The organism is Rhizobium sp. USDA 3886, assembly GCF_056279785.1.
Map to the genome: position 1 here is coordinate 2,501 of NZ_JBWCDC010000001.1, position 12,752 is coordinate 15,252.

9 protein-coding genes, 1 tRNA gene, 2 rRNA genes and 1 pseudogene are annotated in these 12,752 nt (G+C 57.0%); 6 read left to right on the top strand and 7 right to left on the bottom strand.

What is annotated here, in order from left to right; translation table 11 throughout:
- The first annotated feature begins 491 nt into the window (after positions 1-491).
- The 3 genes from ACZ9BX_RS00020 to ACZ9BX_RS00030 all read left to right on the top strand — a co-directional run bounded on the left by ACZ9BX_RS00020 (position 492) and on the right by ACZ9BX_RS00030 (position 3,887).
- Positions 492-3,461 (top strand): 23S ribosomal RNA (locus ACZ9BX_RS00020).
- A 121-nt stretch (positions 3,462-3,582) separates the two neighbouring features.
- Positions 3,583-3,697: ribosomal RNA gene (gene rrf, locus ACZ9BX_RS00025) — 5S ribosomal RNA — on the top strand.
- Between the two features lie 113 nt (positions 3,698-3,810).
- Positions 3,811-3,887 (top strand) — tRNA-Met (locus tag ACZ9BX_RS00030).
- Positions 3,888-4,019: 132 nt separating this feature from the next.
- Here the strand turns inward: ACZ9BX_RS00030 and ACZ9BX_RS00035 are convergent.
- The 5 genes and pseudogenes from ACZ9BX_RS00035 to ACZ9BX_RS00055 all read right to left on the bottom strand — a co-directional run.
- Positions 4,020-4,427, bottom strand: a complete 408-nt coding sequence (locus ACZ9BX_RS00035) for a hypothetical protein (protein ID WP_476214803.1) — start codon at positions 4,425-4,427, stop codon at positions 4,020-4,022.
- A gap of 83 nt (positions 4,428-4,510) precedes the next feature.
- A complete protein-coding gene (gene tnpC / locus ACZ9BX_RS00040; protein ID WP_476214805.1) occupies positions 4,511-6,109 on the bottom strand; it encodes an IS66 family transposase in 1,599 nt (532 codons plus the stop codon).
- A gap of 74 nt (positions 6,110-6,183) precedes the next feature.
- Positions 6,184-6,528, bottom strand: a complete 345-nt coding sequence (tnpB, locus tag ACZ9BX_RS00045; protein WP_132568967.1) for an IS66 family insertion sequence element accessory protein TnpB — start codon at positions 6,526-6,528, stop codon at positions 6,184-6,186.
- Positions 6,525-6,791 carry a transposase gene (locus ACZ9BX_RS00050; protein WP_476214808.1) on the bottom strand — a complete coding sequence of 89 codons (267 nt, stop codon included), beginning with the start codon at positions 6,789-6,791 and terminating at the stop codon, positions 6,525-6,527. Before ACZ9BX_RS00050 ends, tnpB begins: the two co-directional genes overlap by 4 nt.
- Positions 6,792-7,002: 211 nt before the next feature.
- Positions 7,003-7,765, bottom strand: a pseudogene (locus ACZ9BX_RS00055) (recombinase family protein); the annotation flags it as partial.
- A 524-nt stretch (positions 7,766-8,289) separates the two neighbouring features.
- Between ACZ9BX_RS00055 and ACZ9BX_RS00060 the strand changes: the two are divergent.
- Genes ACZ9BX_RS00060 through ACZ9BX_RS00070 form a run of 3 tightly spaced genes read left to right on the top strand, consistent with a single transcriptional unit; the run spans position 8,290 to position 9,980 of the window.
- Positions 8,290-8,589 (top strand): type II toxin-antitoxin system TacA family antitoxin, encoded by a 300-nt coding sequence (locus tag ACZ9BX_RS00060; RefSeq protein ID WP_156634911.1) that lies wholly within the window; start codon positions 8,290-8,292, stop codon positions 8,587-8,589.
- 3 nt (positions 8,590-8,592) lie between these two features.
- Entirely contained in the window at positions 8,593-9,117 is a 525-nt protein-coding gene (locus ACZ9BX_RS00065) for a GNAT family N-acetyltransferase (RefSeq protein WP_476214811.1), read from the top strand.
- A 56-nt stretch (positions 9,118-9,173) separates the two neighbouring features.
- A complete protein-coding gene (locus ACZ9BX_RS00070) occupies positions 9,174-9,980 on the top strand; it encodes a hypothetical protein (RefSeq protein ID WP_476214813.1) in 807 nt (268 codons plus the stop codon).
- A gap of 246 nt (positions 9,981-10,226) precedes the next feature.
- On the opposite strand, the gene ACZ9BX_RS00075 is transcribed toward ACZ9BX_RS00070, so the two are convergent.
- Together ACZ9BX_RS00075 and ACZ9BX_RS00080 are read right to left on the bottom strand one after the other, a co-directional pair.
- Positions 10,227-11,416, bottom strand: a protein-coding gene (locus tag ACZ9BX_RS00075; RefSeq protein WP_476214815.1) for an IS3 family transposase whose coding sequence is annotated in 2 segments (ribosomal slippage) — positions 10,227-11,164 and positions 11,164-11,416 — 1,191 coding nt in all. Because the reading frame shifts where the segments join, the coding sequence is not laid out codon by codon here.
- Between the two features lie 305 nt (positions 11,417-11,721).
- Complete coding sequence (locus tag ACZ9BX_RS00080) at positions 11,722-12,747, bottom strand: IS110 family RNA-guided transposase (protein ID WP_476214817.1); 1,026 nt, start codon at positions 12,745-12,747, stop codon at positions 11,722-11,724.
- Positions 12,748-12,752 lie beyond the last annotated feature (5 nt).

Consider the following 12,752-nt stretch of genomic DNA (forward strand, 5'->3'; position numbering starts at 1 on the left):
ATCGTGAAGAGAAGATTGATCTGGAGGCTTCCAGGTGTCGGGTTTTGCCCTTTTGGGTTTAACTTGGCGTCCGAAGCCGGTTCCAATGATGTCGTGGAAGGTCTAGCCGACCGGAAACGAAAGAGGAGCCGGACGTAGGAAGGAAGCTTGTCCCGAGGCATTGTTGTTGTTTGAAGGCTTTGGCGTTCATCTGACAGACGGTGCTGGATTGGCGTTGCCTGACCGCGCGCCACCGGATTTGATCTCGAGAAGCTGGTCTTAAGATGAGATCGCCAGCGAGCTGCTCGGCGTAGCTCCAATAAAGCGATCTTATCGAACACGTCGATGGCATCTGAAATGATCCGGTTGTAAAAGGTAACCGGATTGTTGGGTACTGACGGCTGCGGCAACTGAGAAGTTGTCCGGATTGTCAGATTTGGACCCCCTTTGAGCGCAAGCGAGAAGGACAGGAATTCCAAATCCAACTATGGATGAGCATTGGCAATGAGAACGATTAAGTGTCGTAAGGGCATTTGGTGGATGCCTTGGCATGCACAGGCGATGAAGGACGTGATACGCTGCGATAAGCCGTGGGGAGCTGCGAATGAGCTTTGATCCATGGATCTCCGAATGGGGAAACCCACCTTAAGATACTTGGGAAATCATTTTGGTTGTCGGATCTTCGATCCGACGTTTACGGCGAACGATCGCCGACGGCCTATCGGCCTGTATGGGTGCCTTGCTCGATGTTCGGGTTTGGCAGCAATACAGCGCGGTAGCGCGTCGCCGGTCGTCCGGCGCGCCCACGCAGTGCTGCACGGAACGTGCGGGACAAGCGTGAGTGAGAACCGAAATGGTTTCCAAGTATCGATAATAAGGTATCTTCACCTGAATAAAATAGGGTGTAAGAAGCGAACGCAGGGAACTGAAACATCTAAGTACCTGCAGGAAAGGACATCAACCGAGACTCCGCAAGTAGTGGCGAGCGAACGCGGACCAGGCCAGTGGCAATTGAAGTTAAAGCGGAACATTCTGGAAAGTTTGGCCGTAGCGGGTGACAGCCCCGTACGCGTAGATACTTTGATTGTCCTAGAGTAGGGCGGGACACGAGAAATCCTGTCTGAACATGGGGAGACCACTCTCCAAGCCTAAGTACTCGTGCATGACCGATAGCGAACAAGTACCGTGAGGGAAAGGTGAAAAGCACCCCGACAAGGGGAGTGAAATAGAACCTGAAACCGGATGCCTACAAACAGTCGGAGCCTGAAAGGGTGACGGCGTACCTTTTGTATAATGGGTCAACGACTTAGTGTAACAAGCAAGCTTAAGCCGGTAGGTGTAGGCGCAGCGAAAGCGAGTCTGAATAGGGCGATTTAGTTTGTTGCATTAGACCCGAAACCGAGTGATCTAGCCATGAGCAGGTTGAAGGTTGGGTAACACCAACTGGAGGACCGAACCCGCATCTGTTGCAATAGATTGGGATGACTTGTGGCTAGGGGTGAAAGGCCAATCAAACTCGGAAATAGCTGGTTCTCCGCGAAATCTATTTAGGTAGAGCGTCGATCGAATACCCCCGGGGGTAGAGCACTGGATGGGCTATGGGGACTCACCGTCTTACTGATCCTAACCAAACTCCGAATACCGGGGAGTACTAATCGGCAGACACACGGCGGGTGCTAACGTCCGTCGTGAAAAGGGCAACAACCCTGACCTCCAGCTAAGGTCCCCAAGTCATGGCTAAGTGGGAAAGGATGTGAGGATCCCAAAACAACCAGGATGTTGGCTTAGAAGCAGCCATCATTTAAAGAAAGCGTAACAGCTCACTGGTCTAAATAAGGGTCTTTGCGCCGAAAATGTAACGGGGCTGAAGCCATGCACCGAAGCTGAGGATGTGTAGCAATACACGTGGTAGCGGAGCGTTCCGTAAGCCTGTGAAGGGACAGTCGTGAGACATCCTGGAGGTATCGGAAGTGCGAATGTTGACATGAGTAACGATAAAGAGGGTGAGAGACCCTCTCGCCGAAAGACCAAGGGTTCCTGCTTAAAGTTAATCTGAGCAGGGTTAGCCGGCCCCTAAGACGAGGCGGACACGCGTAGTCGATGGGAACCACGTTAATATTCGTGGGCCTGGTGGTAGTGACGGATTGCTCAACTTGTAAGGTCTTATTGGATTGATCTTGCAGGGACGCGGTTCCAGGAAACAGCTCCACCGTATAGACCGTACCCGAAACCGACACAGGTGGTCAGGTAGAGTATACCAAGGCGCTTGAGAGAACTATGTTGAAGGAACTCGGCAAATTGCACGCGTAACTTCGGAAGAAGCGTGACCCCATTTTACGCAAGTATGATGGGGTGGCACAGACCAGGGGGTAGCGACTGTTTATCAAAAACACAGGGCTCTGCGAAGTCGCAAGACGACGTATAGGGTCTGACGCCTGCCCGGTGCTGGAAGGTTAAAGGGAGAGGTGCAAGCTTTGAACTGAAGCCCCAGTAAACGGCGGCCGTAACTATAACGGTCCTAAGGTAGCGAAATTCCTTGTCGGGTAAGTTCCGACCTGCACGAATGGCGTAACGACTTCCCCGCTGTCTCCAACATAGACTCAGTGAAATTGAATTCCCCGTGAAGATGCGGGGTTCCTGCGGTCAGACGGAAAGACCCCGTGCACCTTTACTATAGCTTTACACTGGCATTCGTGTCGGCATGTGTAGGATAGGTGGTAGGCTTTGAAGCGGGGACGCCAGTTTCCGTGGAGCCATCCTTGAAATACCACCCTTATCGTCATGGATGTCTAACCGCGGTCCGTTATCCGGATCCGGGACAGTGTATGGTGGGTAGTTTGACTGGGGCGGTCGCCTCCGAAAGAGTAACGGAGGCGCGCGATGGTGGGCTCAGACCGGTCGGAAATCGGTCGTCGAGTGCAATGGCATAAGCCCGCCTGACTGCGAGACTGACAAGTCGAGCAGAGACGAAAGTCGGTCATAGTGATCCGGTGGTCCCGCGTGGAAGGGCCATCGCTCAACGGATAAAAGGTACGCCGGGGATAACAGGCTGATGACCCCCAAGAGTCCATATCGACGGGGTTGTTTGGCACCTCGATGTCGGCTCATCGCATCCTGGGGCTGGAGCAGGTCCCAAGGGTTTGGCTGTTCGCCAATTAAAGCGGTACGTGAGCTGGGTTCAGAACGTCGTGAGACAGTTCGGTCCCTATCTGCCGTGGGTGTAGGAATATTGACAGGATCTGTCCCTAGTACGAGAGGACCGGGATGGACATATCTCTGGTGGACCTGTTGTCCTGCCAAGGGCATAGCAGGGTAGCTACATATGGAAGGGATAACCGCTGAAGGCATCTAAGCGGGAAACCCACCTGAAAACGAGTGTTCCCTATCAGAGCCGTGGAAGACGACCACGTTGATAGGCCGGGTGTGGAAGTGCAGCAATGCATGAAGCTTACCGGTACTAATAGCTCGATCGGCTTGATCGTTCTCATTGACCATGCTCATCAAGGCGCCAAAGGCGCTGATGACCATCGATACGTGTTCAAAACAAAACACGAGTGACAAATCACTCCTGTACCAGCTTCTCAAATAGTTGCGCTTCGCTGACCTGGTGGTTATGGCGGGGTGGCTGCACCCGTTCCCATTCCGAACACGGCCGTGAAACGCCCCAGCGCCCATGGTACTTCGTCTCAAGACGCGGGAGAGTCGGTCGCTGCCAGGTCTGCGAAACGCAACTAACAATCTTCTCAACACGAAACAAACGGCCCTCAGCCAATCAAAACGGGCCGCCCTCAAAGCGGTCCGTTGCGCTTTAAACACAGAACAGAAATATAACGCGGGGTGGAGCAGCCCGGTAGCTCGTCAGGCTCATAACCTGAAGGCCGCAGGTTCAAATCCTGCCCCCGCAACCAATGAAACTTGCGACCCCGCTGCGCCAGCCGCGGGGTTTTTGCGTTCTGACGCAATTGTCAGGATTCCGGCGAGATCGCCCCGGACGTCGATCTCCACCTTGCCACCCATCGGCGTCAGGATGATGTCCTCCACTAGCGAGCGGATGATGTTTTGATGTTTGCCGCCTCGACGCGCTTCTCCTCGGAATCGTCCTGAAGCGTCTCGTAAAGCTTCTGGATGCGAAGGCGGTATTGCTGCGCCATCGCAGGATTGAGGAGGGGAGGTGGCTCGTCCGCCGTTGCCAGAAAGGCGTTCAGTTCGGCCTTGCGCGTCCGGAGCTTGTCACCGCGTTCCTTGACATCATCAACTGACAGCGCATCCTTGAGATACAGATCCATCAGCTTTTGCACTTCCCGATCGATCCTGTCGATTTCGGCCTGGGCCGCCTTGATGTTCGCGCGGCTCCCCATGCGCAGCCGGTTCGTCTCCTGGGTATAGGTGTCACAGAACTCAGCGAAGATTTTCGGATCGAGCATGCCACCCCTGAGCGCGTTGAGCACGCGTGATTCCAGATCGTCGCGTCGGATGTTGACGCGGTTCTCGCAGGTGCCCTTGTTGCGTGGTAAGCGGTGAACTGAGACCGTTACTTTTGAAAGTTCCAGGGCATGAGAGCGTCGATATCGCTGGCCGGCCATCCGGCCGCAATGCGTTGGAGTGTTTGCGTTAGCCAAGCGAGCGGATCAACATCGTTCATTTTGGCGGACTGAATAAGGGTTGAGATGGTCGCCCACGTTCGGCCGCCGCCGGCGTTACCCGCGAATAGACTATTTTTCCGAACGATTGCTTGGGGTCTGATAGCCCGTTCAACGATGTTGGAGTCCATCTCGATCCGTCCATCGTGAAGGAACTGTTCGAAGGCTTCACGCCGGTTGATGGCGTAGCGGATGGCCTCGGCGAGCTTGGATTTCCCAGAGATGCGAGGCAGCGTGTCTTGCCACAGCTTGTAGAGATCGGCAACGACGACCATGGACGCCTCCTGGCGGGCGGCAACACGCCGATCAGGGCTTTGTCCACGCACCTTTTCCTCGATCGCCCACAGCGCGCCCATCTTTTCGATCGTCGCCGTTGCCACTTTGGAACTGTCGCTCGCATGGAGTTCGTAAAACCGGCGGCGACTGTGCGCCCAACACCCAGCCAATAGCGCGCCGTCGTTTCCCCGGTCAGGTCGGGCGACGCGGTTGTAAGCAGTGTAGCCATCTATCTGCAGGATGCCGCGATAGCCGTCGAGATGCCGAGCGACACAATCGCCGGATCGACTGTCTTCAAAACGATAGGCCACCATCGGCGGACCACTTCCGCCGAATGGCCGATCGTCCCTGGCATACGCCCATAGATACGCGGTTTTGGCCGATCCCGATCCTGGCACCAGCGTCGGCAATGTCGTTTCGTCGGCGAATATTCGCTCGCCTTGTTTGATCTGGTTGAAGGTGTAGTCCGCAAGGATCTCGAGCTCGAACCCGAGCTTGCCCATCCACCGTGCCATGATGCCGCGATCGACTTCGACATGGTCGCGCAGGAAGATTGCCTCCTGCCGATAAAGCGGCAAGCCATCGCCGTATTTCGAGACCGCGATATAGGCGAGCAGCGCTTCCGTTGGGATGCCGCTCTCGACGATGTGCGCCGGTGCCAAGGCCTGGATGACCCCGTCCTCGTCTTTGAAGGCATACTTCGGACGGTGGGTGACGATCACCCGGAACTTCGGTGGGATGACATCCAGCCGCTCGGAGGTATCTTCACCGATCAGGATCTTCTGTGTGCCGGCATGCTCAGGAAGCTCGTCCGGCTCGATCACCACATGGATACGTTCCAGATGCGGCGGGAAGCCCTTGCGTGGACGCGGCGCACGTTTCGCAGCGCCTGCACCTCTTCCTTTTTCGACCAATGCCTGGATGGCGGCAATGCCGGTCTCGATCTCCTCGAAGACAAACGCACCCTGCTCGTCGAGATCCGCGTCGATGTTCTTGCTCTGCTTCTCCGAGCGTCTTCCATAGCGGTAACGGTCGAAGGCTTTGAGGACCTGCTTCAGCTTGGCGATCTGCTCGTCGGCGTCCGCATTGCGAGCCTTGAGATCAGCGACTTCACTCTCCAGAGCGTCCGCGCGCGCAGCCTTCTCAGCCATCGCCAGGATCATGGCTTTCAGCGCATCAACGTCATCGGGAAGCTGCAGATCGGCTGGTGTCATGCCTGCAAATAGAGCACATTTTGCCGACGATTTCCCGCAGTTTCGACGGCCTGATTCACTCTGCCGCAGGGCTTTTACCCAACAAGTTCCGGCCGTTTCACAGCAATCGAGCGGACGCGTTTCCAGTCCATGCCGTCGATCAACGCCATCAATTGTGCGTGGTTGAGCTGCACCCTGGCATGGCCGATCTTCGGCCAAACGAACTGATTTTTTTCCAGCCGCTTCGAATACAGGCAAACACCGGAACCATCCCACCAAGCGATCTTAATTCTGTCTGCTCTTTTTGCACGGAAGACATAAAGCGAGCCGTTGAACGGATCATTACCGGCATCGCGCACCAGCGACAGAAGGCTATCTGGACCTTTGCGGAAGTCCACGGGGTGGCTTGCCAGAAACACCTTCGCACCGGCGGGGATCATGCGGAGCGCACCGCACGGATCACCCGAGCAAGATGAGCCTCATCGATCTCGGCACCCGTGCGGATTACCGCATCACCGATGATGATGTCGACTGTGGAAGATGGGAATGCTTGGGCAGCTTGCTGCCCCTTTTCGGCTTTCGACGGCAAAGACATGGCTTTCTGCCGGGCAATGCGACGCCACGTGAACAACTGTGACGGATCAACACCAAGTCGGCGTGCTACTGCCGAGACGCTCGCTCCAGGCTGCACCGTCTCGGCCACAGCCTGTGCCTTGAAGTTTCGACCAATGTCGCCGCACTTGTCGCGGAGCGCCTTCCAATGGGCCGGCGACGGCCTCAATCATATGGAAGGTTCTATGATCAGACACAGTAGCAGACATAGAAGTTCACACCCTGAGCTAATTCCTGGATCGCTCTGTCACGGATAAACCCGCTGACCTGCCATCACCAGATGGGGTGTATGCATCGCTTACGTTGCGTGCCGTCGAGCAGCCGATCAACATGGCTGAGATCGCCGAGTATCCGCCTCCGCAGCAGGCGCATTTGGTGAGGCCCGAGAAGAGGTACTTCGGGCGCCGACGATAGTTGATGGCGCTCACATGGGCGTCGCCGTTATCGTCGCGCTCGATCTTATTTTCCGTCTGACGCGTTTTCACCGTATGCCAGAGCTCGTCATCGATAGTCACGGAAGATGCGCTCGACCACCTTGGCCTGGGCTTCGTTGATGGTGCGGTCGCCTCGCACCGGCTCACCATTGCCGTTGAACTTCTTCACGACATCGTAGCCGTAGGAGTTGCCGCCCCCGGATTTGCCTGCTTCGACCCGGCCGCGTTGACCGCGGCGGGTCTTGTCTGCGAGATCCTTGAGGAACAGCGCGTTCATCGTGCCTTTTAGCCCGACATGCAGATGCGTAACCTCGCCCTCCGACAGGGTGACGATCTTCACGTCCGAATAGGCCATGCGCTTGTAGAGGCCAGCGATATCCTCCTGGTCACGCGACAGGCGATCCATCGCCTCGGCCAGCACGAACTGGAAGCGTCCACGCGCCGCATCGCTAATCAGGGCCTGCATGCCGGGACGCAGAAGCGATGCGCCGGAAATGGCGTGGTCGGTATATTCCTCGACCACCTGCCAGCCCTGCTTCTCAGCATGAAGGCGACAGATGCGGAGTTGGTCGGCGATGGAAGCGTCGCGCTGATTGTCGGAGGAATAGCGGGCGTAGATGGTGACTTTCAAGTCACGTCTCCCAGCGTCTTCGGGAGGCGCTTCACCCCCGCTTTTCATCTGAGCCTCGAAGTTCTGACGCGCCATTTGCCTGCCGAGCAGGCGGGCAAGTTGAACGAGGCGGGGGTCCGGGTCGCCGCGCGGCGTAAACGTCAGTTCCGACGCGTCGAGAAGCATTTCGAGCAACTCTTCGCGCTCGTTTTGCGTAACCGCTGTCTTGGATTTGCGTGCTTCCGGGGTCATGTCCGGCAGGATTTATGCAGAGACCAAGTTAAACAAGTGAATTCAAAGTAGAATAGTCGGCGTTGATCGGAGCGGTTGGGCGCATCATGGAGCTTACCGGCGCAGAACCGAGTTCGCTGGCGTAGTAAAATGACCTACGAAATCTCCGCGAAATCGGCTCTTGGCGCATGTGAACTCCTCGGTGGCTATCCCTTTGCCTTTGCCATCAAGGCAGGGCGAGCCTCGAACTAGGCCGATAATATCGTATTGCATTTGGCGCTACAAGTCACTATGTTACGCTCAAGGAGATAGTCATGGCCACCACCGTCGAACGCAAGGAATATCCGATCTCGATGCGTCTACCCGAGGCGGACGTCGCGATGATCGATCGAGCCGCTACCTTGCGCGGCCGCTCGCGCACGGACTTCGTGCGTGACGCAGCCGTGCGCGCTGCCGAAGAGATCGTCATGGAACAGCGGCTGATCCGCATGAGTCCCGAAGGCTTCGCCGATTTCATGGACGTCCTGTCCCGTCCGGCCGCTCCGGTTCCCGAGATGGTGGAACTGGCCAAGCGGCCCGCGCCGTGGGAGCCAGGCTACGTCGCGAAGCGGTGAGCCGTGGCTTTATCGGCTCCCGAACCTCTTAATGCTGCACATGATGTTTCCGAGTTCTCCTGCGGCAAGCCTACGCTCGATCACTGGCTGAAGACGCGCGCGCTTTCCAATCAGGAAAAGGGTTTCACGGCGGTCCTCGTTGTTCACGAGGCCGGGCGCGTCGTCGGGTATTATGGCGTGGCGCCGACGGCCGTCATTCCTTCGATCCTGCCGCGCTCGATACGCACCGGGCAACCGCCCGATCCGGTTCCTTGTCTTCTCCTCGGCCAGCTTGCCACGGACACGGAATGGGTCGGGCGCGGCATCGGCACAGGTCTGGTGAAACATGCCCTTGAGCGCTGCGTCGAGGCAGCTGCTCTGATCGGCGGGCGGGCGTTGATGGTCAATGCCGTCGATCACGAAGCAGCCCAGTTCTGGCAGCGCCGAGGTTTTACGCCCTCGAAGGACGACCCGCTCGTCCTGTTTCGCTCGATCGCTGCAATCGCCGCATCGCTGGCGGAGGCGCGGCAGCAAGAGCGAGGTACATAACCTGAAGCCTTCGCAATTCAGGCAACTCGGCAAAAAGCCCGAAAAGAACGCATTTGATGATGGACCACGAAGACGACTTTCTCGTTTCAAAATATTCTGAATACCGGAAAACATTTCGAGACGTCGAACCATGCACGCCATTTATGCCATATGGGTGGTTCGATCCGCCGAAAACCATCAGGCTCGATACGGAGTTTGGCCGTCAACAGATGGTCTATCGCGATCTGGCGGATGATGCCGCACGAGATCTTGCCAACGGGATCAATCACCTGACCGGTCTCACGATGCGTCTAGAGGCTTGGAGCAAGGTTATCCAAGGGCTTGATGTCTGCGACAAAAACCAACTGCTGCACGAGTTCGTTCAAGACCTGGCTTCCACGGCGCTTCTCAGTCCATACAATCTTAAAGCCAGATTTTATTTTGCGGTCGCGCATCTGTCCCACCAGGCCAACTGTACGCGCAAGGGTGAGGAATGGTCGGATGATTTCGTGACCCTTCCCGAAGACTGGCGGATAAATGAAGCGTCCGCTGTCAGATTGGCGAAGCCCTGGCGATCCTGGAAGAGGCTGATCAAGGCACTCAATACAGTCGACATGGGCGATTATAAAACGGCAACAGACGACTTTCGCAGCAAGCACACGCATCGGTTCACCCCACGGGTCGAACTCGGGATAACGCAGATGGTGAAGCGGCTGCCGTCGAAAGATAGCGGAAAGCTCTGCTATGGAGTGGGTGGCAGCGAACCTGTTAAGCTGGAAACGGTGGTATGCGAATTGAAGGCGCAGTGCGTTCGGTTGTCTGAATGTTACGGCGAGTTCCAAAAGCTCGTGACTGAGCAAAGCGACGCACTATTCGCCGCGTAGGTTGATCGGTTCCTATGATCGATAGCCAAGGGCCTTTCGAAACGAATCGCCCTACGGTCAGATCGAATTCATAAGAATTTCTGGGAACGGGTGATTGACGCTTGTTATTGACGAGCAAAACGGGACGGCGTGCCCGACCTCTTACGCCGTTAACCCATTATCGCAATTTACCGCGACAGCTTTCCAAAGCGCATGGTCTCCAGCGCCCACGAACCGCCACCCGCTTTGTGACCTGCCACTAATCTTTCATCCAGCGGCGGTTAGAGCCCCGGCGGTTTTGAATACGCCAAGTGGCGGGGTGGTAGCAACCGGCGGAAACGCGAAGCTTTCATCTTGCGCAGCGTTGGAGCCGGTTGCGGCGATGGACCCGGCATAGTCTGCCGGGGTTTGATATCCGAGCGATGAGTGTGGCCGGAAATTGTTATAATCTTCGGCCCATTCAGCGATGGCGCTGCGAGCATGATCGAGGCCGAAGAACAGGCTCTCGTTGAGCAACTCGTCGCGCATGCGGCCGTTGAAACTCTCGACATAGCCGTTCTGCATCGGTTTGCCCGGCGCGATGTAATGCCACTCGACCTTGTGATCTTTCGACCAGGCAAGGATGGCATTCGACGTGAATTCCGTGCCGTTGTCGGAGACGATCATGCCCGGTTTGCCACGCCGTTCGATCAGCGCTGTCAGTTCTCGCGCCACACGACGACCGGAGATAGATGTGTCCGGGATCGCCGCCAGGCATTCGCGCGTCACATCATCGACGACGTTGAGAACGCGGAAGCGTCTGCCGCAGGCAAGCTGATCGTGGACGAAATCCAATGACCAGCGGGCATTGGCCTTCGCTTCGACCAGGATCGGCGCACGGGTGCCAACAGCACGCCGCCGGGCTTTCCGCTTGCGGACCGAAAGACCTTCCTCGCGATACAGCCGGTAGATGCGGTTGACGCCGGATGGCTCTCCGTCCCGCCGAAGCACGACGAATAGCCGCCGGTAGCCGAAGCGTCTTCGCTCACTGGCCAACTCGCGTAGTTTCGCTCGCAATTCAACCTCCAGCGGTCGGCAGGACCGATAGCGGATCGTCTTGCGGTCGGCGGATATAATCTGGCAGGCCCGCCGTTCCGAAAGACCCATGACGGTCTTCAGATGCGTGACGGCGTCACGCTTGGCGGCAGGCCCTACCATTTTTTTGATAGAAGCTCCCGAAGAGCGGCTGCATCCAGCATCTGCTCGGCGAGCAGCTTCTTCAGCTTGGCATTCTCGTCCTCAAGCGCCTTCAGCCGCTTCGCCTCAGAGACCTCCATGCCCCCGTATTTGGCCTTCCAGTTATAAAACGTTGCTTCTGAAATCCGGTGTTTGCGGCAGAGGTCGGCTGCCTTCGCGCCAGCCTCTTGCTCCTTCAGCACGGCAATAATCTGCTCTTCCGAAAATCTCTGCTTCTTCATGCGTCCGTCCTTTAATAGGCCGGAACTCTAATCCATTCTGGAGGAAATTCGCAGTGGCATGTATGGACGGCCTCCGCGTGGCAAGGGCTTTTCGGCGTTTCTGACAATTAGTCGGGTGCAGGCATGTATACGGCCTTTGATTGCGGCGCGTTCATGCCGCTGGCCCTGATGTAGTCCGCTGATCGGATCCCAGACAGGTCAACGCGCTTTTAAGCGGCACCCACTGATCGGGTTTGTCCGATCCCGGCTCGACCGTTCGCCATCACACCATCAGCACCTCACCAATTCTGATCCTCTCTAATCTTTCAAAGGGCGGCGGTAGCTTCAAAGCGCCTGCCCGTCGTCATCAACGCCCAGACGATCCGCGCCATCTTGTTCGCCAAAGCAACAGCGACGACGTTGTACGGCTTCTTCACCAGAAGCTCGGCGGCCCAACGCGTCGGTGCAGTTTTAGCCTTGCGGCTGAAACGAAGTACCGCATGTGCCCCGACGACGAGAAGCCGGCGGAGATAGGGATCGCCTTGTTTGCTGATCCGTCCGAGACGGTCCTTGCCACCTGATGAGTTCTGCCGCGGCACCAGGCCTATCCATGCCGCCAATTGTCGGCCGGATTTGAAGAGCGACGCGTCTGTCACTGTCGCGGCGAGTGCGCTGGCAGTGATCGAGCCAATTCCAGGGATCGTCTCAAGGCGTCGGCTCAGCTCGTTCGAGCGATGCCATGCATGGATCTGGCGATCCATCTCGCTGACCTTCTCGTGCACCTCCCGCAACTGCCCGATCAGCGGAAGAAGTGCGGACCGCGCAAGCGACGGGATGAGATCGTGATCCCCGTCTTCGATCAACGCGATCAGCATTCCGACGCCGGCAATCCCCTGTTGCGTCACGATGCCAAACTCGGCCAAGTGGCCGCGCATGGCGTTCACCAGCATTGTCCGCTGCCGGATCAAAAGCTCGCGGACCCGATGCAGCATCAACACACTCTGTTGCTCCTCGCTCTTCACCGGAACGAAGCGCATCGTCGGCCGCGTCACCGCCTCGCAGATCGCCTCGGCATCCGTAGCGTCATTCTTCTGCCGCTTCACGTATGGTTTGACGTAAGACGCCGGCATTAGCCGAACTTCGTGACCCAGCGCCCTAAGAACCCGAGCCCAGTGATGTCCAGTCGCGCAAGCCTCTATTCCGATCAGGCACGACGGCAACGCCTTAAAGAATCCAACGACATCGTCGCGGCGCAACTTGCGGCGGCTCACGGTCGCGCCGGCACCATTGACCCCGTGAACTTGAAATACATGCTTGGCGATATCCAGACCAATTGTGGTAATCTTCTCCATGGACG